This is a genomic window from Chryseobacterium sp. Leaf404 (assembly GCF_001424145.1).
Classification (GTDB): Bacteria; Bacteroidota; Bacteroidia; order Flavobacteriales; family Weeksellaceae; genus Chryseobacterium.
Map to the genome: position 1 here is coordinate 33,335 of NZ_LMQM01000004.1, position 25,473 is coordinate 58,807.

17 protein-coding genes are annotated in these 25,473 nt (G+C 36.5%); 6 read left to right on the plus strand and 11 right to left on the minus strand.

Annotated features, from left to right (window positions below; all coding sequences use genetic code 11):
• Positions 1 to 167 precede the first annotated feature (167 nt).
• The 5 genes from ASG31_RS04915 to ASG31_RS04935 form a co-directional block, all read right to left on the minus strand.
• Positions 168 to 1,034: a helix-turn-helix domain-containing protein gene (locus ASG31_RS04915; protein WP_056028775.1), complete on the minus strand. Its 867-nt coding sequence runs from the start codon at positions 1,032 to 1,034 to the stop codon at positions 168 to 170.
• A gap of 113 nt (positions 1,035 to 1,147) precedes the next feature.
• On the minus strand, positions 1,148 to 2,074 hold the full coding sequence (locus tag ASG31_RS04920) for a malate dehydrogenase (RefSeq protein ID WP_056028777.1): 927 nt from the start codon (positions 2,072 to 2,074) through the stop codon (positions 1,148 to 1,150).
• Positions 2,075 to 2,166: 92 nt separating this feature from the next.
• Positions 2,167 to 2,733, minus strand: a complete 567-nt coding sequence (locus tag ASG31_RS04925; RefSeq protein ID WP_231433816.1) for a biliverdin-producing heme oxygenase — start codon at positions 2,731 to 2,733, stop codon at positions 2,167 to 2,169.
• A 5-nt stretch (positions 2,734 to 2,738) separates the two neighbouring features.
• Entirely contained in the window at positions 2,739 to 4,943 is a 2,205-nt protein-coding gene (locus tag ASG31_RS04930) for an ATP-binding protein (RefSeq protein WP_056028781.1), read from the minus strand.
• 145 nt (positions 4,944 to 5,088) lie between these two features.
• Entirely contained in the window at positions 5,089 to 6,102 is a 1,014-nt protein-coding gene (locus ASG31_RS04935; protein ID WP_056028783.1) for a nucleoid-associated protein, read from the minus strand.
• A gap of 147 nt (positions 6,103 to 6,249) precedes the next feature.
• On the opposite strand from ASG31_RS04935, the gene ASG31_RS04940 reads away from it, so the two are divergent.
• Positions 6,250 to 6,642: a hypothetical protein gene (locus ASG31_RS04940; RefSeq protein WP_056028785.1), complete on the plus strand. Its 393-nt coding sequence runs from the start codon at positions 6,250 to 6,252 to the stop codon at positions 6,640 to 6,642.
• Between the two features lie 51 nt (positions 6,643 to 6,693).
• Here ASG31_RS04940 and ASG31_RS04945 read toward each other — a convergent pair whose 3' ends face one another.
• The 5 genes from ASG31_RS04945 to ASG31_RS04965 all read right to left on the minus strand — a co-directional run bounded on the left by ASG31_RS04945 (position 6,694) and on the right by ASG31_RS04965 (position 16,544).
• Positions 6,694 to 7,818, minus strand: a complete 1,125-nt coding sequence (locus tag ASG31_RS04945; RefSeq protein ID WP_185113193.1) for a lactonase family protein — start codon at positions 7,816 to 7,818, stop codon at positions 6,694 to 6,696.
• A 216-nt stretch (positions 7,819 to 8,034) separates the two neighbouring features.
• Positions 8,035 to 9,093, minus strand: coding sequence for a serine hydrolase domain-containing protein (locus ASG31_RS04950; protein ID WP_056028789.1), 1,059 nt, complete (start codon positions 9,091 to 9,093; stop codon positions 8,035 to 8,037).
• A gap of 174 nt (positions 9,094 to 9,267) precedes the next feature.
• Positions 9,268 to 10,977: a helix-turn-helix domain-containing protein gene (locus ASG31_RS04955; RefSeq protein WP_056028791.1), complete on the minus strand. Its 1,710-nt coding sequence runs from the start codon at positions 10,975 to 10,977 to the stop codon at positions 9,268 to 9,270.
• Between the two features lie 1,127 nt (positions 10,978 to 12,104).
• Positions 12,105 to 13,643, minus strand: a complete 1,539-nt coding sequence (locus ASG31_RS04960) for a RagB/SusD family nutrient uptake outer membrane protein (RefSeq protein WP_056028793.1) — start codon at positions 13,641 to 13,643, stop codon at positions 12,105 to 12,107.
• A gap of 12 nt (positions 13,644 to 13,655) precedes the next feature.
• On the minus strand, positions 13,656 to 16,544 hold the full coding sequence (locus ASG31_RS04965) for a SusC/RagA family TonB-linked outer membrane protein (RefSeq protein ID WP_056028795.1): 2,889 nt from the start codon (positions 16,542 to 16,544) through the stop codon (positions 13,656 to 13,658).
• A gap of 567 nt (positions 16,545 to 17,111) precedes the next feature.
• On the opposite strand from ASG31_RS04965, the gene ASG31_RS04970 reads away from it, so the two are divergent.
• From ASG31_RS04970 to ASG31_RS04985, 4 genes are all read left to right on the plus strand, one after another.
• Positions 17,112 to 18,017, plus strand: a complete 906-nt coding sequence (locus tag ASG31_RS04970; protein ID WP_056028797.1) for a universal stress protein — start codon at positions 17,112 to 17,114, stop codon at positions 18,015 to 18,017.
• Positions 18,018 to 18,026: 9 nt separating this feature from the next.
• Positions 18,027 to 18,473 (plus strand): GNAT family N-acetyltransferase, encoded by a 447-nt coding sequence (locus ASG31_RS04975; RefSeq protein WP_056028799.1) that lies wholly within the window; start codon positions 18,027 to 18,029, stop codon positions 18,471 to 18,473.
• Between the two features lies 1 nt (position 18,474).
• Complete coding sequence (locus ASG31_RS04980; RefSeq protein WP_056028801.1) at positions 18,475 to 19,590, plus strand: alanine racemase; 1,116 nt, start codon at positions 18,475 to 18,477, stop codon at positions 19,588 to 19,590.
• An 87-nt stretch (positions 19,591 to 19,677) separates the two neighbouring features.
• Entirely contained in the window at positions 19,678 to 20,550 is an 873-nt protein-coding gene (locus ASG31_RS04985; protein WP_131725497.1) for a helix-turn-helix domain-containing protein, read from the plus strand.
• A gap of 299 nt (positions 20,551 to 20,849) precedes the next feature.
• Here ASG31_RS04985 and dnaK read toward each other — a convergent pair whose 3' ends face one another.
• Positions 20,850 to 22,739 carry a molecular chaperone DnaK gene (gene dnaK / locus ASG31_RS04990; protein ID WP_056028805.1) on the minus strand — a complete coding sequence of 630 codons (1,890 nt, stop codon included), beginning with the start codon at positions 22,737 to 22,739 and terminating at the stop codon, positions 20,850 to 20,852.
• 424 nt (positions 22,740 to 23,163) lie between these two features.
• Here dnaK and ppk1 point away from each other — a divergent pair, with 424 nt between their 5' ends.
• Positions 23,164 to 25,236 carry a polyphosphate kinase 1 gene (ppk1, locus tag ASG31_RS04995; protein ID WP_056028807.1) on the plus strand — a complete coding sequence of 691 codons (2,073 nt, stop codon included), beginning with the start codon at positions 23,164 to 23,166 and terminating at the stop codon, positions 25,234 to 25,236.
• The last annotated feature ends 237 nt before the right edge of the window (positions 25,237 to 25,473 follow it).

Genomic DNA, 25,473 nt, shown 5'->3' on the forward strand with positions numbered 1-25,473 from the left:
ATAATCGCTAAAAAAAAAATAAAGATAAGATACAGAAAGTATAACTTTATATAAAGGAAATTGAAAAAACTGCATAAAAATGAAGCACGAACTGTGGATCAGAAAAAAATATAGTATATGTCACATTTTCACTGCGAATAATTTCCAATAAACAGTGCAAATGAGAATCAAACTGCATTTTTTACCGTTGAAAACTCTGCGTTTTTTATTTCACTCGGATTTTTTCCTGTGTTTTTCTTAATAAAATGGGTAAAGTTGCCTTCATTTGAGAAACCCAGTCTGTAAGAAATTTCTGAGATGGTAAAGCCACTGTACCGCAACATTTTGTAGCATTCAGAAATCACTTTTTCTGTGATGATCTGTTTTGCAGTCTTTCCTGTTACAAACTCTGTCATCTCTGTAAGTTTCCTGGATGTCATGTTCAGAGCTTTTGCGTAATGGGAAACAATTTTATAATCTTTAAAATCTTTCTGTAAAAGCACCCTGAAACGGTTAACACATGAAACATAATCCAGATTATCTGTGATCTCCATGTGATGATCATCCGCAAAAAGCATTGCATCTAAAATCAGAGCCTTCACTGTATGATGAGCAGCAGAGATGTAAAGTGTTTCGCTTTTTCCGTGAAACTGAGACAAGCGGTCTATAATAAACTGCCGCAGAATTTCTTTTGCAGGATTGATGGGAACCACCAGCACATCAGAATCATAATTAAAAAATATGGTAGAGTTTAAAAGGAGAGAATCAAAAGAACTTTGCTCGTAAAATGCAGCTGAAAATGCGATATTATAAATTTCCCTGCCTTCCACATTTTTGAAAGACACCTCTTTGTATGGCCCTGCAAAAAGCATACTCCCTTCTTTTATTTTAAATTCTCTGCCCTGAACGCTTATTTCAAAATCATCCATCGTCACAATAATACAAAAGTATTCCTGCGTATTGATGTGAAGACTTCCATTATTGCGTTCAATAATATGTGATAATTTGTTTATGCTGAAACCCGTTTTCTTCAGTTGATTGGTGACATCGTACATAAGGAATTGCAATTACTTATTCATAAATATAGTTAAATAATTCGTAACAGGTATAAAAAAAATCGGCGCACTCTACGTTGCACCGATTTTTATCTTAGGGAATTAATTAAAGCTTAAAATCCCAAATCGCCATTCACTTCTCTTACTGCTTTTGCGGCTTCAGCAAATTTTGCTTTTTCCTCTTCAGTTAAAGAGATATTTACGATACTTTCAACACCGTTTTTCCCGATAATTGCCGGAACACCAAGACAGATATCAGATTCACCGTACTCTCCGTCAAGCATTAAAGAACAAGGAATCATTTTTTTCTGGTCACATGCGATTGCCTGAACCATCACAGAAACTGCCGCTCCCGGTGCATACCATGCTGAAGTTCCTAAAAGCCTGGTCAGCGTAGCGCCACCCACTTTAGTTTCTTCCAATACATATTTCTGCTGATCTTCACTCAAAAATTCTGAAACAGGAACACCGTTTCTGGTGGCTTTGCTCAAAAGAGGAAGCATCCCCGTATCACTGTGTGCAGCAATTACCATCCCGTCTACATCAGAGATAGGAGCTTCAAGAGCTTCTGCCAATCTGTATTTGAATCTTGCTGAATCTAATGCACCACCCATACCAATGATTTTGTGCTTAGGAAGTCCAGAAGTTTTGTGCACCAGATAAGCCATGGTATCCATCGGGTTAGAAACCACTATAATGATTACTTCCGGTGAATTTTTCACGAGGTTTTCTGTAACTTCTTTCACGATACCTGCATTAATCCCGATGAGCTCTTCTCTCGTCATTCCCGGTTTTCTTGGGATACCTGAAGTGATTACCGCAATATGCGAACCTGCAGTTTTGCTGTAATCTCCTGTAGTACCTGTAATTTTGGTATCAAAACCATTTAATGACGCAGTCTGCATAAGATCCATTGCTTTTCCTTCTGCGAAACCTTCCTTAATGTCTACCAAAACTACTTCTGAACAGAAGTTTTTCATTGCGATATACTCTGCGCAGCTTGCTCCTACAGCACCTGCTCCTACAACGGTTACTTTCATTGTTTGTACTTTTTAAAGTTTTAAATTTGATTAAAATTATGTAGCGAAAAGATAAGTATTTTTTGGCAAACCAAAAACTGATATAAATTAGCTCAGTTTAGATTGAGCAAAAGTGTATAAAGTTTTTTTGCACCGGAAAGAACTTCGCTGTAGTTTTCTTCTTTCACCTCAGAATCCAGCACTTCTTTAAAATTTTTCCACATGGCACCGGTATTTTCTTTATAACATCCAAAGAAATTAAAGTTCACATTTTCAAAACCCTCTGTTTTTGATAGTTGTTTGGCAATCACGTTTCCGCCCAAAGTAGAGCCTTCGATTACGTACATCATTCCCAAAGCCTCATTTTGGTTTGCAATAATTACAGGTTGCGAAGCATGTTCGCTTTCAAGTGACAGATTTTCAAGATCTTTCTGTATTAATGGAAGTTTTTTTCTCTGCTCAAGTTGAAGTTTTTCTGAAAAACCCTCAGATAGAGTTTCAAAAATTTCATTTTCAGCATTTAAAAGCATCCGATAGTTGTTTCTGATTATTTTTTTATAATCATCAAAAGTAAAAGTTTTGTTGAAAATTTTGTCTGAGCTGAAAAGTTTTTCTGCGGCATCGTGAAGATCTGCCGTGTTGTGTTTAAGATATTCTGAAACCATCTTTAAATTTGCCAATAGAATTATATTTCAGCAAATTTAGGTTTTTGAAACGTTAAAATAAAACAGGTTCCTTCATTACTGCTTTCATAATCTACATTTCCGCCCAATCTGTTCATAATTCTGTGAACAATAGACAGACCTACCCCATTCCCTTTGAATTTTTTGGCATTATCCATTCTATTGAAAATTTTAAACATTTTATGTTTTTCAGTTTCAGGAATCCCGATTCCGTTGTCTTTGATACGGTAGATGATGTAGTCTCCATTTTCAGAACCTTCAATTTCTATCAGAGGTTCAGCACTTCCGGAAGAGTATTTTATTGCGTTGTTGATTACATTCAAAAACACCTGATGCAGCATGGTACGGTCTGCCAAAACCTCAGGACACTCTTTAATAATCACAGTGCTGTGTGGTGTATTGTAGGTCATTATAGCATTCTCCGTAATTTTTTCTATGGTGCTTTCGGTCTCAATTTTTTCAAGAAGAATCTCGCTGTGTTTCGCACGGCTGAGCTGGAGCACATTCTGCATCATCTCTGCCATATTATCAATCTCTGAAATGATAGACTGTACCTTCTTTTTATCTTTCTCCTCAGCATTAGGCAGACCTTTCAGAAGCATTTGCGCATTGAGTTTCATCACGGTAAGCGGTGTACCCAAGTCATGCGATATTGTGTAAGAAAAACTGTCCAGCTCTTCGTTCACTTTTTTAAGCTGATCATTCAGCTTTTTGATCATAATGTACTGCTTATGAGAAGTTCCCAAAATCAAATCTCTGATGGCTTTAACGGCACAATCACTTTTAGAACTCCATCTTTTAGAATGACCTTTGATATTTTCTGTAAAGATGTGAAAAGAGTTTCTGGGCGAAACAGTTTTTATATCCACCCCATTTTTAGAGAATATTTCGATTTTCTTTTCAGGATTTCCTGCCCAGTCTATATGCTCGTCAAATTCTTTTCGGAACCAGATTAAGATTTCATTCTTACTCCTCTCTACAAAATAGATTATTACACCGCCAGATTTTTCATCAAGATCCAGTTCTTCACCATGGTCTTTCAAAAAGCTGCTGCTGATGAAAATATTTTCTTCTGTATTGTCATAAGCCCAGTCTACAATCTTCTGAATGGTTTCATACGGAGGAACAATGCCATCTGTAATCTTATCTCCATCCGAAATCACCGCAAAACCATCCGCTTTAGGCAGATTTCTCAGTTCCCTTTTGTTGGAGGCCAGGCTTTCAAAAAGTGTATTGTATTTTAAAAATTCAGCTTTCAGAAAAGACAGTTTTACGTCCAGATCCATCTGGTATTCAAGATCTCTTTTAGACTTGTATGATGAATAGGCATTAGATGCCAATACAGTAAAAATACCTGCCTGCACACGGTCTTCAAGATCAATGTGTTTGGCTGCTTTATTCTGGCATGTTACCAGACCCCACAGTTTATCATCTATGATAATGGATATACTGAAGCTGGAAGACGCCCCAGAATTCTTTACATACTGCCCATGTATAGGAGACATAGCTCTCGCACTGGTGTAGGTAAGATCTATAGGTGTATCTGATTTACTGATTATTTCAACAGGTTCTGAATAAACATTGCTGAAAATTCTTTTCCGTTTTTTGAGATAAAGTTCTCTCGCCTGTCTCGGGATATCTTGCTCGGGATAGTGTAAACCGAAATAACTTTCTAAAACATCGTTATTAATTTCTGAAATTACTTTACCGGAGCCATCATTCATAAATTTATACACCATGATGCGGTCATAATTTATGATGTTTGAAAGGGTGCTGAGCAACTGATCCCAAATTCCCTGATCATTTTCTATGATATAGAAATTATCATATTTATTGGTAATTCTTTTGTAAGGGTTTTCAATTACTTTTTCAAATTCCAGGAAAATATTAGTTCCATTTCTGAAAAGTGAGAAGTGGTATTTTTCCTGATTGATAAAAATTTTATCAAAATAAGTTTCGTTTTCTCTTTTGGTATAATCACTCACTGTACTGTAAATATCCGAAGAAGACAGTATCTGATTGATATGAGAAATATCTGAAATTTTCTTACCTAAAAGCGCTTCTGCACTGATATTAAAGATTTCTGAGATATTTTTACTGCAAAAATTTATGGTCTCAGAATCTGAACAAATACCAATGAGATATCCAAAATCTTGCACATGCCCAGGGATATGAATGGGCTCTTCATGGCATTCTACGAAATTCATATTACTATATAAGGCATCAAATATACATATAAAAGATGTCTGTAGATTATGATTGAGATTCTATTTTGTAAATTTACTGTAGAATTTAATTTTCGTTAAAATAAAAATTTATTGTTGAAAAGTCTGCAAAGGGTACGGGTCAATTTTACACCTCTTTATCGAAATAAAGCATGTAATATTTACCCTTCTCATCCTGACCCTGCTCCAGCATTTTCCGGTCGCCGTGAATGTAAATATGGAAATTTTTATCCAGTTTGATGATGCTCTTGAAGTGTCTCTGCGTTTTTTTTACTGCGGCTTCACTGATGGGAAATTCTTCAGCAATATTGATCTGCATTTCCTGCTCGTAGTCTGTTTTAAAATTATTAAAACTCTCTATCACATGCTCATCTTTCAGCACTTCAGCAGCAAAATCGTCTAATTTGAATTCTTCTTTTTCTTTAAAGAAATTAATAGACTGATTCAAAAAATCTGCCTGATCTGCTTTAGAAACCTCAAACTCCTGTGGAAGCTGCTTCGTGATGTAGTCTTTATAAACCATCAGAGCTTCCTGAGTGTGAAAATATTCGTCATCGCGCTGCTTTACTTTCAGGAAATCTTCAAACCAGTAATACATATCACCGTTTTTGTTGTTGTCTACCACAGAAAGTACGTATCCGCTTTCTTTACCATTGTTGTAGATCAAGGCTGCTTTATCTATCTTAGAAAGGCTGATTCCCTGGTCTTTTTCCAGCTCGAAAGTTTCATTTTTAGGAAAAATTTTCAGGAAAGAATCTCTTTTTTCAGTTTTGAAAATTCCTATCTTATCTACCCTCTCGTCGCTTTCCCTTTCGTCTTCGAAAAAAACAATAAACAGTTCTCCCCCCTGAACTCTTGGGTTTTCTGCGGCTTCAAAAAGATGTTTCGCAATATTTTCTGCTTCCCAGAGAAATTTTTCTTTATCTTCAAAAATTTCTGAAACTGCGCTGTACACAGGATTGTTTACCAAATAAGTATCGCTGTAAAACTGGTAAGTCTCTTCAGATTTGAATGAGCCCAGAAAATAATTCTCCAGCATTTCCATTGTACCTTCGTCCAGCTCAAGTTCTTCCTGTGAAAGGGTAAGTGACTCTCCGTTGATTTTATTTCCGACTCTGTGGACAACAATTTTTGTAAACATCAATGATTTTTTATGGTTTGCAAAGATAGATTTTTATCAAGATTTTCTGCTGATATTTTTTTAATTAAAATTTTCTTAAAAAAGCTGATATTAACATTTGCTGGTACACATTTCGCTGCACTCTGAGAGCTGAAATTTTAAAAAATAATGAAAGACATAAAACCATCTGTAAACCAGAAAACCGCTGCTGAGTATTTAAAATTTTTCTACCCAAAACTTCGCGGTGAAATCTCTGAACTGTCTCTGAAAGACAACTTTGCAGGAATTATTCAGACCACAGTCAATTATCTGAGAAACCTTCTGATGGAATCTAAAATCAATATCATCGCCTACCACATGAAACTGATGGATATGATTTACAAAAAATCTGATGATTACGTGAAAGATGTGATTGAAAACATTTTTGTGAGATCATTTTCAAGCTTCAGAAAACACGGTACAATCCAGCAGTGGAAAATTTTATATCAAAATATGCCTGTGAGTTTTCAGCTGATATATAACGAACAGAGAAAGCAGGATAAAATATTTTTCGGAAAATAAAAAAAACATAAATCTCCCTCACCGCCCAGCGTAGAGGGAGATTTTTTTTATCTAAAAGTCATATCTTCTGATTTGTACTGCAGATACATTTTCAATCTTAATCTTTTTACCTGCTTTCCTCAGCATTCCGGTTTTGGAATTTCTTTTAAATACCACTGCTTTTCCTGTTCCTGTGTTAGCTGCAATTAAAAATTTTCCGGATTCATCTATGCCAAAAACTCTCGGATGTTTACCTTTTGTAGACTGATAACCAAGTTTTCGTAAAATACCGTCGTTTTGAATTGAAAATATGGCAAAATTGTTTTCAGAACCTCTGTTTGAGGCATATAGAAACTTCCCGTCCGGCGAAATATGAATGTCTGAACTTTCAAAATTCTGCTTCAAATCATCAGAATGTGCTGCAATTCTCTGAATATTTTTCAATTTTCCGCTGTCATACTGATAAGCACTTAGTGCTCCTCCCATTTCTTCTATCAGATAAGCAAATTTTGCGTTGGGATGAAAGGTGAGATGTCTTGGACCACTTCCCGGAACTGTTTTTACAAATGGTTCGTCACAGGGAAGTAATGGCATTTTTTTGCTATCATCAAACTGATAGCACCGTATTTTGTCAGCTCCCAAATCAGGCAGAAAAACATATTTAAAATCGGGCGAGAAAACAGTAGAATGAATATGAGCACGCTCCTGTCTGTCTTTATTAACACTACCTTCAGAGAACTGAAAATTCTGAACAAAAGGCTGAATAATTCCATTTTCAGAAACTGGATAAACAGAAGCGCTTCCTTCAGTATAATTTCCGTTGACAAGCCATTTGTCGCTCTGATGAGCCATCAGATAAACAGGATTTTCACCACCGCTATTCTGGCTGTTGATGAACGTGAGCGATGCATCTTTGGGATTAAACTCAAAACTGCTTACACTTCCGCTGTTTTCAGTTTTGCTGTCTGTACAGGCGAAAAGGTATTTCCCACTTTTTGAAAGCGCCAAAAATGATGGATTGCGAATGTTTTTTACGGAGGTCATTTTTGATAAATTTCCGCTTACGGTATCCAGTTCGTACACAAAAATTCCTTCTTTTTCTTTGTCCCAATTGAATGAGCCTAAAAAGACAAATGTTTTCTGCCCATACAAATTTGAACAGATAAGAACAGCAATCAGTAACTGAAAGATTTTCAAATTAAAGATTTTTTATTTTTTTGTTAATAGCCATAAAAAATAATATGGTTCAAAAACTCTTCGGCAAGCTCAGAGTGACACCTTTAAATTGAGAGGTTAGTATTACATTTGACGGTCTCATCCTGACCAAGAATCAAAGAATCAAACTATTAAAAATCAATATTCAAACTATTTTAATATTCTTAAAAGGCTTTTAGATTTAAAATAAATTTCATCCTACTTTAAAAGCTCGCTTTCCACCAAGATTTTCCTCACACCCTGCTCAAAATAATAAGCAATATCAAAATTTTCATTCGCCACATTTTCCATGATGACAACGCTGGTTTTGGTTTTTGGATAGTATAAATTCACTGCCGTAAAACCCTCGCTTGGGTGAAATCCTGTGTGACCGATTTCGTTAATTTCAGCTTTATCATTTATTCTTAATCCATAGCCGTAACCAATAGGATTTTCGCTGAAAACCTGATGAGCATTGGTTACCGTGTAATTGGTCATTATTCTGTAAGTTTCCGGTTTCAGCAATTTTCCGTTGTGAAGGGCTTCGTTCCATTTGGCCAAATCGGGAGCGGAGACAACTAAATAAGATCCAAAATAATAGTCAGGTTTAAAGCTTATTTTTTCGTTTAATCTGAATGTCCCGTCTTTTTTGATGGTATGCCCTTTGGTCAATAATTTACTGTTTTTTTCATTGGAATAAAAACTGTTCGCCATCTTCACTTTTTTGAATAAAGCTGTCACCAAATCTTCAAATTTTTTTCCGGTTTGCTTTTCCAGAATCATTCCGGCGACTGAATAACCAACGTTTGAGTAGCTGAATGCAGTTCCAGGCTGAATCTTAAGTTCAGGTTTTAAAACATCACTGTACAGACCACCCGTGTGATTGAGCAACTGATGAACGGTGACACTGTCTGCCCATGAATATTGAAAATCAAGTAAATACGTGTGGACTGGTACATTCAGATCAATTTTCTGTTTTTCAACTTCCTGCAGAATAAGAGTTGCCGTGATCTGTTTTGCAATTGACATGGTGGAAAATTTATCAGAGATTTTCAACAGAGATTTTCTTTTAAAATCTGAATATCCACAAGCTTTGGAGTAGATCTCTTTTCCGTTCTGCTGAATAAAAACTACCCCATTGAAAGACCTTGGGTTTTTAATTTTTACAAGACTGTCTATTTTTGATGGAAAATTCTCTATTTGCTGTGCAGAAGACGACTGGCAGGATGAAAGTGCAAAAGCTGCAATGAACGCAGCCCATCTGAAAATGTTTCTCATTTGTGAGTAGAAATAGTTTTTGAGTGAAAATTCTGAATCTAAAATAGTGGGATAAATTTAATTTTTTATTCTATAAACTGAGGAAAAAAGTTATCAACAAAGAATGAATTTCTTTCAATTTTTTCATTTCAAAAAATGAAAGAGTTAAACACTTAGTAAAAAAAAATAGTCAATTTATGGCTTTAGACTCTCCTCCTTCCGTATTTTTTCTGCCTGAACTTCTTCATTTCTCTTTTTTAGAAATTCTGCGGGTCTCATTCCGTTCTGTTCGTAAAAAAAATTGGAGAAACTCTGCCTGTTGCTGAATCCGCAGGCTAATGCAATATCTTCAACAGAATATTTCCGCCATTCTTTATGGTTGTAAATTTGGTCTACAGCATATTTTATCCTGAGATTATTGAGATAAGTATTGAAATTACTGTCTTTAAACTCACTTACAAACTGCGAAAAATAGGTTGCATTAGTCTCAAATTCTGCTGCAAGCCTTCCCGCAGTAATACCTTTTTCAAGAAATCTTTTTCCTTTTTCAAATTCCCTGAATTTTTCCTGTAAAGTTTTGATAACTGCAGGATCAAGTTTTGAAATTTTTTCACTGTTTTTTTCTTCAGGTTTGGTAACTTCAGGTCTTACTGTTTCAAGTTCTTCCAATATTTGATTATACTTTTTCTGCAGATCTTTTTTCCTTTTAAACCAATAAAAAACCAGCGCCCCCAAAACCAAAAGAGCAACTGAAAGGATAATTACCAGTTTCTCGGCGAAGCTGTTTTTATCTTCCAGATTTTCCTGCGCCTTAAGCAGCGTTTTGGTGTCATACTCCCTGTGGATACGGTCTGCGAGATATTTAAAATCATTGGTGAGAACGCTGTCTACCTTCAGAAGTTGTTTGGTGTAATATAATTCCTGTTTGGGATCGTTATTTTTTCTGTAATAATCTATAAGTTCTTCGTAATTTTTTCTCGTTTGGGGAAAGATAAAATTATGCCTGTTAAATATAGAATCCACAGCTTTGTAATGGATAATTGCGTCTTTTACATCACCACTGTTTCTGTAGCTTAATCCTATATAATAGTGTATCGCTGAAATCCATGAAAAATCGTTCACTTTTTTGAGAGCCGGAATGGATTTTTTGAGATCGCTGATTGCTTCAGAATAATTTTTCTGATGGATTTCGTTGATGCCTTTGGTTTTATAGAAATAACTGAGTTCCTGCTCAAACTCACTGTTTCGCGGAGTATCTGTTATGCCCTGGCTGGTATGAATTACTGCATTTTTATAATCGCCCATCGCCTGCTCACAGACAATCAGCTGGTGAAGCGAATTGAGATATCCCTTTGTATTATTAAAAATAAGATTGGGATGTAGATTTCCTTTAGTTTTAGACTGAAAAAATGTAGTACTTTTTTTAAAAATTTCAGCAGATTCGCTGTAATAGCCAAGATAGCTTTTTACAACTCCGATGTAATATAAATTGCGCTTCCTGAGGTACTCGTCATCAGAATTTTCAAGGTATCTGTAGGCTGTCAAATACTCATGCAGTGCCGGTTTAAATTTTCGGTGGGTAAAATAATATACGCTTCCCTTTGCCAGATAAGCGTTCCCTATGATATCAGAATTTTTAGAAAGTTTAGCTGCCGTGACTGCGCTATCTGCATACTGCAGTTTTTTATCTGGAGTATATCTTATAGCATCATGGTAAGCCTGAAAAAGCTCTTTGTAATTTCTATCTTTTTTAGCAGATTTAATGTAGATATTAACGTAAGGAAATGCTTTAGTATCATTTTCATCAAATTCCCAGTATTTATCTCTGAGCTCTGAATAATATGCCTGCGACTGAAAAAAGGTAAAGCAAAAAAAGATGAAGAGAGCTGAGGCTTTATATCGCATCGTTATTTAAATAAATGTTTAACAAATTTACTGTTTTTTAAAGATAAAATTCAATGTTTTGGGTAAAAATGCTGTCAGCCCCAACAACTAATAAAACTCTTGAAATCAATTAATTACATACAATATTGGTAAAAAATTTAAAAATTCATCCGTGAAAATTTAATAATCAGACCTACTGCTGATTGTCTTGTGAATTTTCTATTCATATCTTAGCATAACAATAAAATCACACTGTGTTCAGCTGTATATCATTTAAAAATAAAACATCCACTGATATCAATGCTGAAACGATTTTACCTCTTAAAAATTGTGTACAAATCATTTTTTGAGGTATCTAAAACTATAACCGTATAACCAATAAGATGAGTGAATTTATTTTATTTCTGGTCTTGTATTTCCTGTCATATTTGGCATGAATCTGTCCAGGCCGTTGACTTTACTTTGTAATTTTTTAACAAATCAAATTACCTGATGTGATCTATGTTTTTGAATCAGCAAAAAACACAAAAACATTGTAATAGAAAACAGATCGATCAGCTTACTGTCTTGCAGAAACGGAATTTTCCGTTGATCATGAAACAGAGTCAGGATTAAAAGTAACGGCAAGTTTTTGTTAGATTTCAACATAACGAAAACTGTAAAAACAGATAGGGATCATTAAAAGATTTTTGTAGAGGAGAGCGGTTTCCAGTTATCTTGGCAGGCCTCTGGGATGTTCGTAATCCTCAAAAGAATCTTTATGGTGATTCCTGTCTTTTTTTCTTCCTAATTCTGTGGGATTAAAGAATTACTTTTCTCTTCTGAAACGCTTTACACTTAGAGCCTGTTTAAAAATGATAAAAATAAATTTTCAAATCATTTTTCTTTTCCCCAACCCTAAAGGGTGGAAAAACGCCTTGAAAATTTCATCAAAATTAACTCCCATGTCGTCCTGAGCTTGTCGAAGGAAGGGTCGGGGAAATTAATTTTTATGAAATTTAAAAAGGCTCGTATTTTTTCGTAAAATGATTTACTTTTCTGCAAAAAAAATTTCCTTTTCATAAAAATTTTGTTTCAACGAAATAAAAAAAATCCCCAGACCTAAGGCCCGGGGAACTCTTATCATTCAATGTAAATAAGAGGATTTTTTATGGATTCTGGTCATATCCGGCAATCTGAACCTGATTAAGCGGAATCTGATACAGATAATCATTGGTTGTAATGGTAAAATTATAGTTGTTTGCGGCAGCTGCAGCGTTGATGACCGCTACTCCAATATTCCATCTTACCAGATCGTGCCAGTACACACCTTCACCTGCAAATTCTGATCTTCTTTCTCTTCGCAGTGCCGTAGTGAAATCGGCAGCTGTGATAGATGTTGGAAGCGCAGTGAGCCCCGCTCTCTGACGGATTCTGTTCAGGTAAGGAACTGCGGCAGCTGTACTTCCCTGATAATTTAATACCTCAGCATACATCAAAAGCACATCTGCATATCTGATGATTGGGAAATTTATAGGCCAGTCATATCGTCCACTGATTACAATCCCTGGCTCACGGAATTTGATAAAATAATTGGCATTGTCTGGCTGCCCGTTCTGTGCAATAAATGAAGTTTTTGTAGTTAGGTTTTTTCTGATATCTCCTGTCTCATAAGAGTTAAGAAGTGAAGTGGAAACACCCAGTTCTGCAGAACTGTAAAGACTATTCTGTGCATTGTAAAGTGGATCTGTAGTTCCGAAATTAGGAGACACATAGCTCGGCAGGTAGGAACCCTGAGAAAGACCGCCACTGATGTGCTGAATTTCAAAAAGATGATACTTATTATCATTTGCACTTTTAAAAAGATCTGCATAATTCGGCGCAAAAGTTACAAACTGACCTTCCACCTGGATTACAGCAAACAAATGATCTTTAGCTTTGGTGAGGTAAGAACTGTTGTTTAGAGGATAACCGTATCCTGTAAGATAAATTCTTCCCAACATCGCATGAGCTGCAGATTTGGTAATTCTTCCTTTATTTTTGGTATCGTAGGTATTTTTCAGCCCGGCAACAGACGCTTCTATTTCAGAGGTAACAAAGCTGTACAGTGTTGCAAGATCGGTTCTCGGTATTGCGGCAGCTTCATTTGGAGTGACAGGACGGTCTACCAATGGCACTTTTCCGAATGCTCTCATCAGCTCAAAGTAAGCATACGCTCTCAAAAATTTTGTTTCGGCACGGTACTGTTCTTTAACGGCATTGTCTGCAAATGGAACAGCATCAATTCTGTCTAGAATATTATTGGCATACGATATCAGCTGATAGGCATCATCCCAAAGAATATTCATCTCTTCTGTGGAAGAAGTGTCCTGAAAACGGTTGATGGCAAAATAATCTCTGTTTCCGTTTTGAGAAATCGCATTAAAGTTATTAGAACGCACTTCGGATGCCAAAAGATAATAATTGACATCAAAACCACCTCTTGAAGAAGAATTGATCATAGCAGAATACACTCCCGATACAGCCTGCTGGATCTGTAGTTCTGTAGTATAAAAAGAAGTCTGCGTAATATTGTTTTCAGGCTCAAGCATCAGGTCTTTTTCACAGCTTACTGTTCCTAATACTAAAGCTCCAAAGAGCAAGGCTTTACCTAATGTTTTAAAATTTAAAGGTAAAAAAGATTTATTTTTAATGTTGATAGTTTTCATTTTAAAAAAAATTTAGAAGTTAAAGTTTATACCCATCATGTAGACTTTTGCATTGGGATATGCACCGTAATCTGTTCCGTCTGACTGCACAGATTCCGGGTTATAGCCACCGTAATAATGATCTTTTCTCCACACATTTTCTAAACTCACATAAAGACGCAGATTGGAAATTTTAAGTTTACTTACCAGATCCTGATCAAAATTATACCCTAATGTAATATTCTTAAGCTGAATGTAGGTAGCATCATATAACCATCTTGTATCCAGAAGGCCTCCTGTAGTACCGTCTAATCTTGGTGTTTTTCCGTCTCCCGGGTTTTCGTCTGAACGCCAGCGGTTTGCCCAGTTGCCCATTACGTTGTTGGTAGTTCCCATACTTGTACGGTCAATTGCACGACCAAGCAAAGCATAGCTGTATCCACCTTTCTGCCCTTGGAAAAATACGGAAAGATCGAAATTCTTATAAGAGAAAGTATTGGTTAAACCCCAGTAATAATCAGGCGTCGGGCCACCAATAATGTGACGGTCTTTCTCATCAATTTTACCGTCGCCGTTTGCGTCCTGATATTTTACGTCTCCCGCAATAGCTCCTACTGTTTTTGCAACACCTGGATTGTTGATATCTGCGGTGGAAAGTACTCCGATGGCTTCATATAAATAGAAAGAATTGAGCTCTTCACCCACCTGAATAATATTGCTGAGATTGTCATAACCGGTTGGGATAGGCTTGTTGTTATTTCCTAACCTCGTTACTTTATTATCATTAAAAGCAATGTTTGCCGAGGTATTCCATCTAAAAGCACCTACTAAGTTTTTTGTGTTTAAATCTAATTCAAGACCGGTATTTCTTACAGAACCTACGTTTCGCCACATAATGTTGTATCCCGTAATAGAAGGGATTGGCTCCTGCAAAAGAAGATCGTTGGTATTTTTGATGTAATAATCTGCGGTGAAATCAATTCTTTTAAACAACCCCAATTCAAAACCAAAATCTGATGATCTTGTTTTTTCCCAAGTAAGATCAGGATTTGCGATGGTGTTTGGAATCAAACCATTAGACAAAGCACCTCCGAAAGAATAATTTCCTCCGGCAAGTGTTCCGAAAGCTCTGTATTCCCCGATGGAGTTGTTTCCGTTTTCACCCCAGCTGTATCTTAATTTAAGGTTGCTAAGCCAGTTTTGATTCTGCAGAAATTCTTCTTTGTCGATTTTCCACCCTCCACCAAATGCGGCAAATGTTCCCCAGAGATTATTCCATCCGAATCTTGAAGATCCGTCTCTACGGATACTTGCAGAAAGCATGTATTTACCTTTATAATTATAGTTTAAACGCCCAAACATAGAGACCAGCATCCATTCTGATGCTGTATATTCAGAGTTTAAAACAGCTCCGGACTGAGTGAAGTTGAAAGTTCTCAAATCATCATTGGCAAAACCTCTGTTCCTGTTATACTGTGACGTTGTTCTGTAATTTTCTGCACTGTACCCTGCGATGGCATCAAAATCATGACTTCCGAAAGATTTTTTATAGCTTAGTAAAGCTTCACCCAAGTATCTGTTGTAGTTAATTGTTCTTCTGCTTCCGATACTCACCTGCCCCGGTATATTTGTAATTAAATCAAAAGTAGGTGTATAGCCGGTGTTGATATTAAAATTATTGGTTGCACCTCCGGAAAGTTTGAAATTCAGACCTTTGGCAATGTCATAAGAAACATACAAGCTTGAAAGCAATCTGAATTCATTGGTATCATTGGTGGTATTTTCCATCAATCCGATGGGGCTCTGAGTTGAACCGGCCCATCTGTACCTCAAGTTTTTCCAGAAATTGGTGTAAAGACCGGCGCTAAGCTCTGCAACCGGAACCATGGAGAGCATTTTATGGGCATTGTTATCTTTCCCGTCAACAGTTGCTCCGTAGCTTTGAGAATAACTTGGGCGTAAAGTGATTCCCGCTTTTATTTTATCTGTAAGATTAACGTCTATGGCCGCACTTAGATTAAATCTGTTAAAACCCGTATTAATCGCCAGACCTTCCTGATCAAAATACGCTCCGGAGATGGCATATTTCACGCCTTTCCCACCGCCACGCACTGCCAACTGATAATTCTGAATGGCTGCCGGACGGTAAAAAGCATCCTGCCAGTCTATGTTTGCAACCTGATTAGTTCCCCAGCGAGGATCAATCATGTAATTGATATTTGCAAGATTATAATCTGTAGCATTCGCAAGATTAAAATACTGCGCTCTTTTCGCATAACTGTCTGAAGCCAAATTTCCGGGAGCCAAAGCTACCCATCTTTTGTTAATTGCTTCAGAGGCAAAATCAATCCATTCTGAGCTCGTCATGATATCAAGTTTTTTCTCGATCGTCTGAATGCCATAATATTGAGAGAAGCTAAAAGAAGGTTTTCCTGATGTTCCTTTTTTGGTTGTGACAATCACCACACCATTAGAACCACGGGAGCCGTACATTGCTGTAGAAGCTGCATCCTTAAGTACGTCAATCGATTGCACATCATCCGGCGAAATGTTTGCGATATCATCCACTACAATTCCGTCTACTACATACACTGGTGAATTATTTGCTGAAATTGAAGCCGTTCCACGAACTCTCACCTCTAAAGCTTCACCCGGCTTTCCTGAAGTTGCACGGGTTTTTACCCCTGCAATTTGCCCTGTTAAGGCCTGATCTACTCTTGCGATGGGCCTGTCTTTAAAACTTGCCGCATTTACTTTTCCTACTGCACCGGTCACTTCGCCTTTCTTTTGGGAGCCGTAAGCGATTACTACAACTTCCTCAATATCTTTTGTCTTGTTGTTGGTAATGCTGTCTTTTTCCTGTGCGAAGATAAAACCTGTGGTACCGAATAAAATACCTAAAGCTACGATTGATTTCCTCATTCTCTGTCTGGTGATTATTAATTATTTATTTAAAATTTTTCTTCTTTTTGAAACCTGAGAAAGCATCATCAGCCTGATATGATTTTTCTCATGTTACGATTTCCTAAATGTATACTTATGACTCATTTCTCCTATCCTGCTGTTACCTGCACACTTTTATTCTTCACGAAACATTTATAAATCATTCATTGTTAATAATTTAACACTATGTTAATTTTCAGTTTAAATAAAAACATTTTATTAAATGCTTCATTTTTAAACAAAAAAAAATCCCGATATTCATTCAGGGAGATATTTTTTCTGTTAAGGATCATATTATATAAAGATGTAGGTTTAAAATTAATATTATATTGGTATTGATCTCAAATGATAAATCTCCTTATAAAAATCATCGGTCTGTATAACTGCAAACTATTAGAAATTTATTTGTTGATAAAATTTAGAAACTAATTTCAAATAAATCATAGAAAGATAAAATATACCATAACCGTACTCATTTCTGACATGATTTAAAATACTTACTCTTTAACTTTGCTTCCTCACTTTTGAATTATTATTCATACCAAAATGCAGGATTTAATCAGTACGATATTAGTAGCGGTTGATTTCACCGCAAAATCACACAATGCAGTCGAAATAGCTGTACACATCGCCGCCCGACATAAAGCTAAAATAATATTATTTCATAATATCACCGCTCATGCAATCATTGACCGCACCGGAATACAGGTCACAAGTGCTGAAACCATCAGCGATAATTATCAAAAAACGCAGATGATATTAAAGGAACTTCTATTTTCTTTAAAAGCTCAATATCCCAAAATGGAGATAAAATCAATCATCACAAATGACCGTTTACTGAATGGGATGAACGAAGTGATTTACTCTGAAAAAGCAGATCTCGTTATCTGCGGGAGCTCCGGAAAGCAGAATTTCGTGCAGCTGGTTTTAGGATCATTATCCTATCAAATCTTAACCGATGCCAACTGTTCTGTTTTACTGGTGCCGGAAAACTGTAAAAAATACTCATTCGACAAAATCCTCGTTCCGGTTCGGGTACTGGAAGATTTAGCGGCTAAAATTGAGCTTTCCATAGCCATTGCCAAAAGAAACAAAGGCATAATAAGTCTTTTGGGAATCAGTACCGATGAGGATGTAGTACAAATCAAGGAAGCATATCAACGCGCCAAAACTAATATTGCCATAAAATCGCAGGACTATGATTCTCAGTTTTTACTGACGAGAAACAAGGCTACGCAGATTTCAAAATTTTCGGAGGACGACAGTGCAGACATTATCATTCTTAATTACAAAGATGAAGACAGCTGGAAGTCGTTTTTCTCGGAAAATTTTTTCAAACAAATTATTAATTACACGGATGTGCCTTTGCTGTTCCTTAAAAACAGGGAGCTGAGCAAAAACTTTTCACAGGACCAGATTGGTTTTGATCTTACATTGCCGCATCCGGGATAACAGAATTTTATGATAACAATACAAAAATATTCAGATGAAAACAGAACCAACGCCAACGAAAAAGAGGAGATCGTTCACTTTCTTTTTGAGCATCTTGAACAATATGGTGATCCGGAGAATGATATTTCGGACGCTGTCAGCTATTCGCTAGGACTTGACAACAAACCCGGCGGCCTTATCATCACAGCACGAGATGAAAAAACAGATCAGCTGGCAGGTGCCGTCGTCGTCAACAAAACAGGCATGGGCCGCTACATTCCCGAAAACATCCTCGTTTACATTGCTACCGACAAAAATGTACGGGGTCAAGGCATAGGAAAACAAATGATGCAACAGGCTATTGAATCTTCACAGGGAGATATCGCACTCCACTGTGAACCGGAAAATCCGGCAATACATTTATACAGAAAACTGGGATTCTCCAGTAAATATCTTGAAATGCGGTTAAAAAAATAAAATGTCATATATCACTTTAAATACCAGTAAATTACATCATAACTATAATTATCTTAATCAGCTTTTCGAAGAACACCACATAGAATGGGCTGTAGTGGCAAAACTGCTCTGCGGAAATGAAAAGTTTCTGAAATGTCTTTTAAAAATCTGCGACAAGGAATTCTGTGATTCACGTTTAACCAATTTGTGTCACATCAAAGAACTTTCACCCAAAACACAGACGGTTTATATAAAACCACCCGCAAAAAGATTAGCCGAAAGCATTGTAAAATATGCAGATGTGAGTTTCAATACTGAACTGGATACCATCAAAGCACTTTCTGAAGAAGCCATCAATCAAAAAAAGATTCACAAAATTGTGATCATGGTGGAAATGGGAGAATTAAGAGAAGGAATAATGGCCAAAAATCTTCCACAGTTCTATGGCGAGGCCAAAAAAATCCCAAACATAGAAATTGTGGGAATTGGTACCAACCTCAACTGTCTTAACGGAATACTTCCGGATGAAAAAAAACTCATCAAACTCAACCGTTTCAAAGAAATTACCGAAGAAATCCATCAGACGAAAATTCCATTTATATCGGCAGGCTCATCGGTGACCATTCCGCTTATTTTTAAAGATAAAATTCCCGAAGGAATCAATCATTTCAGAGTGGGCGAAACTTTGTTCTTCGGAACAGATGTTTACAACGATTCTGTCATCAGCGAAATGTATCAGGATGTATTTAAACTGACTGCAGAAATTATTGAAATTGTTGAAAAACCAATGATTCCAGCAGGTGATGCAGGAACCAACCTGACTGGAGAAATGCCTCAGCATGATCGCACGAAAAAAGGCAGGACTTCTTTTCGCGCCATTGTTGATGTCGGAATCCTTGATGTTGATATCAGACATATCGAGCCACTTTCTTCAGGAATTGAAATTATCGGGGCGAGTTCAGATATGATGATTCTGGATCTTGCGACCAACGAACGCGATTATCACGTGGGAGACAATATTGATTTCAGCATGAATTATATGGCCGTTCTGCGGGCGATGAATTCAGAATACATTGATAAGGTTGTTGAACATAAAATCAATGCACGTCAATTTAAAATACTTGAAAACAGCAACTAAATTTTATCTAAATTAACAGAGAAAAATACCGCAATTACAATTGTGGTATTTTTTATGTATCTGTTTTTAAAACAAAAATTTTAAATTTTGAATCATAATATCCAGTCCCTGACTTTAATCAAACTCAAAGCCCATTCTGCCCTGCGCAATGAGTTTTTGATCATACGATTTGATGAGTTTGCTGATATAATGCATTCGGATTCGCATCTCAAAAATAAGTTTTTCAGCTTTTTACTTTTCGAAAATGCCGAAGGTTCAATCATGATCGATCGCCAGGAGTTTGATGTGAAACCCCAAAAGTTCTTTTTTATCAATTACAATCAGGTTTACCATTTTAAAAACATTCGATGCAGTGTAGGATTTGTTCTGATGTTTACACGGTCGTTTTACAATTATGTCTACACCGGAAATAAAGTGATTAAAAGTGATAACGCACTCAGCTACGTTTCACCTTATATTATCTTGTCTGAAGAACATTTTGCAGATCTCAGCAGAACATTTGAAGAGCTTCAGAAAGAGTATTTAAAAAGTAAACTTTTAAGAAAAGAAATTATCTGTCTCCTGCTCAAAGTATTTGTTTTAAAATATATCCGCAGTTCAGACAAAAAAAACAAAATTGAACGGTCTGTTGATCACAAAAAACAGATAGTGGAGGATTTCAGCAATTTGGTTAACCGACATTTCAAAGAATTAAAAACCACTTCCCAATATGCTGCAAAACTGAATATCACAGCCAATTATCTCAATGTGTTGATTAAAGAAAATCTAGATATTCCGGCAGGTCAGTTCATTAAAAACAGAGTCATTCTGGAGGCTGAGAGACTGCTGCTTCACACTACTTTATCCGTTACAGAAATATCTTATGAATTGGGCTTCGGGGATAATTCTCATTTTGGAAAATACTTTAAATCTGCTACGAACTATGCTCCCGCGAAATACCGCTTAATGAAAACAGAATAGTTCTAATTTTAATAATACTCTTTAAAAATAAAAAAAAAATTTATCTGATGACAAATCCTTTTGATTTCTATTCGACATAAAAACTGTCAGCTGAATCTTACTTCAGGTCTAGTCCATACCTTCATGAATTTCATTCACATAAGTTTCATACTGAAATATGGTTCGGTTTTTCAGATTTTTTCTCCAGATTTTCACAGGTGAATATTTTAATTTTAAAAATTTCAGCCTAAAGAAAAACCGCTACAGACATTCGTCCATAGCGGTTTTATATGTTTTTACTAATTAATACTAATCAATAATTACTTCACTTCTTCAAAATCTGCATCCTGAACATCTTCTGCTCCGTTTGCATTACCTTGAGTCTGTTGAGCTCCTGCATCAGCTCCCTGACCCTGAGCGTACATCTCTTCAGATGCTGCCATCCATGCCGCGTCTAAAGCTTCAGTTTTGGCTTTTACTTCGTCTCCGTTTTTAGCTTCGAAAGCAGTTTTCAATTCTGCGTGAGCAGTTTCGATGGCTGCTTTTTTGTCTGCAGATAATTTATCACCAAATTCTTTAAGCTGTTTTTCAGTCTGGAAGATCAATCCGTCAGCTTTGTTGAAGATTTCTACTTCCTCTTTTCTTTTCGCATCAGAAGCAGAGTTTTCCTGAGCTTCTTTTTTCATTCTTTCGATTTCTTCTTCAGAAAGACCTGAAGATGCCTGAATTTTGATAGACTGCTCTTTACCAGTTCCTTTATCTTTAGCAGAAACGCTCAGGATTCCGTTGGCATCGATATCGAAAGTTACTTCAATCTGAGGAACTCCTCTCTGTGCTGGTGGAATATCTGTTAAATCAAATTTACCAATTTCTTTATTGTCGTTAAACATTGGTCTTTCACCCTGTCCTACTCTGATGCTTACAGCAGGCTGATTGTCAGACGCTGTAGAGAAAATTTCAGATTTTTTAGTTGGGATTGTTGTGTTTGCATCAATTAATTTTGTGAAAACAGACCCCATCGTTTCAATACCTAAAGAAAGTGGCGTAACATCTAATAAAAGAACGTCTGTAACGTCTCCTGTTAAAACTCCACCCTGGATGGCTGCTCCAATAGCAACAACCTCGTCTGGGTTTACTCCTTTAGAAGCTTTTTTACCAAAGAATTTTTCAACCTCTTCCTGAATGATTGGAATTCTTGTAGAACCACCTACCAAAATTACCTCATCGATATCAGAAACTGTTAAACCTGCATCTTTCAACGCTTTAGCAACCGGCTCCATAGAACGTCTTACCAAAGAATCAGATAACTGCTCAAATTTAGCTTTAGTTAAAGTCTTCACCAGGTGCTTAGGACCTGTAGCTGTAGCTGTAATATAAGGAAGGTTGATTTCAGTTTGAGGAGAAGAAGACAACTCGATTTTTGCCTTTTCAGCCGCTTCTTTCAGTCTCTGAAGAGCAATTGCATCACCTTTAAGATCTACGCCTTCTTCAGATTTGAATTCGTCTGCCATCCAGTTGATAATTACATCATCAAAATCATCACCTCCTAAGTGCGTATCTCCGTTTGTAGACAATACTTCGAAAACACCATCTCCCAAATCAAGGATAGAGATATCGAAAGTACCACCACCTAAATCGTAAACAGCAATCTTCTGATCCTTGTGAGACTTGTCCATACCATAAGCTAAAGCAGCTGCTGTAGGCTCATTGATGATTCTTTCTACTTTAAGACCTGCGATTTCACCAGCTTCTTTTGTAGCCTGTCTCTGCGCATCGTTAAAGTAAGCAGGAACAGTGATTACCGCTCTTGTTACTTCCTGACCAAGGTAATCTTCAGCAGTTTTCTTCATTTTCTGAAGCGTCATTGCAGAAATTTCCTGAGGTGTATATTCTCTGTCGTCAATTTTTACCTTTACAGTATCATTGGGTCCGCTTACCACTTTGTAAGGTACTCTTGAAATCTCAGAAGCATCATCTTTAAAGTGAGTTCCGATAAATCTTTTGATAGAATATACCGTTTTTGTAGGGTTAGTTACGGCCTGTCTTTTAGCAGGATCTCCTACTTTTCTTTCTCCGTCTTCTGTGAAAGCCACGATAGACGGCGTTGTTCTTTTTCCTTCTGCGTTAGGGATTACAACAGCGTCTTTACCTTCCATTACTGCAACGCAAGAGTTTGTTGTACCTAAATCGATTCCGATTATTTTACTCATAATATTTATTTTTTTCTAATTTTGAATTCTAATAACACTCTCACTTTCTCAATATTTATACCATTGGATTTTTTATGACAAATTGACAGTTTTGGTTTCTTTAAATTGAAATTGAGACAAATTTTAAGTGGACTAGTTTTAAAATGACAGTGATAACGCTGTTTTTAAACCCCAAAAGAGACAAAGAATTAGATTTAATTTTTAGTTGCTTAAAAGTTTTCAAAATATTTTACTTGAATTTTTATTGTTTGGAGTTAATGAATTATTTGTTTACTTAAAAACGCTTCGACGGGCTCAGCGTGACATCGCTAAAATCCCAGTTACACAACATTTTTCTTCAACTAAAAATTTAATTAAGAATTAACTTAAGAATCAAAAAAAAGACTGGTTTTATTAGTATTTTTGAGAAATTTTATACACAAATATGTCATTACATTTTAATCCCAGAGATGTTACCTGGTTAGCATTTAACGAAAGAGTTTTACAGGAAGCAATGGACGAAAACGTGCCTCTACACCTCAGAATACGTTTTTTAGGGATCTTTTCAAATAATCTGGATGAATTTTTCCGTGTACGAGTTGCAGGTCTGAAACGTGCGATGGATTTTAAAGAAAAAGTAATCGCCGAATCTTTTTATCAGCCACCTTCAAAAATTCTTCAGAGAATTAATGAAATCGTGATCACCCAACAGGCTGATTTTGATAAAACCTGGAAGAAAATTCAGGTGGAAATGGCAGAACAGAAAGTTTTTATAAAGACCTCTAAAAATCTATCGGCCAGACAGAAAGAGTTTGTGAGACAATATTTCGACGAAGTAGTAGAATCCAATGTAATCCCGATTCTTCTTCAAGAAAATACGCCAATGCCTTACATGAGAGACAAAAGTCTGTATCTGGGCGTTGCCATGAGAAAAAAAGACTGGCATTACCACAGCAACTACGCTATTATTGAGATTCCGTCGCGTTTTGTGGGAAGATTTGTGCTGCTGCCAACGGAAGATTCAGAAGAAAAAAATGTGATGCTGCTGGAAGACGTAATCACATTCAATTTACCACATATTTTCTCTTATTTTGGCTACGACGAGTTTTCTGCCAACTCATTTAAAGTGACAAAAGATGCTGAGATGGATATTGATAACGACATCCGAACCAACTTTGCAGAAAAAATAGAAAAAGGCCTTAAAAACAGGCGGAAAGGGAAGCCGACCCGTTTTGTTTTCGATAAAGATATGGACAAAGCGATGCTTGAACTGCTTATCCGGAAATTGAATTTAAGCAAGAAAGACAGCATTATTCCCGGTGGAAAAATCCATAATTTCAAACATTTTATGGACTTCCCTGATGTTTTTGAATACTATAAAAAACCGGTGGAGCGCACTTCTTTCACCCATCAGGCTTTTGAACACGGCGAAAGAGTGACCGATGTTATTTTGAAAAAAGACGTCCTTCTGAGTTTCCCATACCACACTTACACACCCGTGATTGATCTTCTGCGTGAAGCGGCAATGGATCCGGACGTAAAATCTATTCAGATTACGGCATACCGTTTGGCGAGCAATTCAAAAATCAGTAATGCCTTGATTTATGCTGCCAGAAATGGAAAAGATGTAACGGTAATGCTGGAACTGCAGGCGAGATTTGATGAAGAATCAAACCTGAAATGGAAAGAAATGTTTGAGCCCGAAGGAATAACTGTTTTGATAGGAATTCCTAATAAAAAAGTTCACGCAAAACTGTGTATCATTAAGAAACGTGTAAGCAATAAAACCTTACAGTACGGCTTTGTGAGCACCGGAAACTTTAACGAGAAAACTGCAAGAATTTACGGTGATCATTTAATTATGACCTCAGACCGCGGAATTATGGCTGACATCAACAAAGTTTTCACCGTTCTTAAAAAACCAAAAGAAGATTATCTTCCTGTATTGAAAACCTGTAAAAATCTGATGGTTTGTCCGCAGTTTATGCGTGAAAAAATCGTACATCACATCGATAAAGAAATTGAGGAAGCCAAAGCTGGAAGAAAAGCTGAAATGATTATTAAAGCCAATTCTGTAAGTGACCGCGCTTTAATTTTGAAAATGTATGAAGCGGCAGAAGCCGGTGTGGTCATCAGAGTAATTGTACGTGGAATTTACTGTGCCATTAATCAGAAAGAGTTTAAACAGAAAATAAAGGCCATCAGCATTGTAGATGAGTATCTTGAGCATGCCAGAGTGATGTATTTTTACAACAAAGGTGCTGAAGATATGTACATTTCGTCTGCCGACTGGATGAACCGAAATCTGGATTACAGAATTGAAGCCGCAGCAAAAATTACGGATAAAGGTCTGAAAAAGGAGCTGAAAGATATTTTGGATATTCAGTTAAGAGACAATGTAAAAGCAAGAATTTTAGATAAAAAACTGAGCAACGAATACATCAGCAATGATGAAAAAGAATGCCGCTCTCAGATTGAAACGTATAAATATCTGAAGGCGAAAACGGGTGGAAAATAAAATTTAGTATTCTCCGCTTAAAAAGCTTTATTTAAATCAATTTTAGGCAAAATTTTCAAGGCATTTTTCTTTTCCCCAACCCTAGAGGGTGGAAAAATGACTTGAAAATTTCATCGAAACGAGTATCATAATCACAACGCTTCGGGAAGCTCAGCTTGACGACGCTAAGTTAAACGGTGTCAGGCTGAGCCTGTCGAAGCCTCCATTTTCAATTCAACTTAATTTTTGAGACCATGG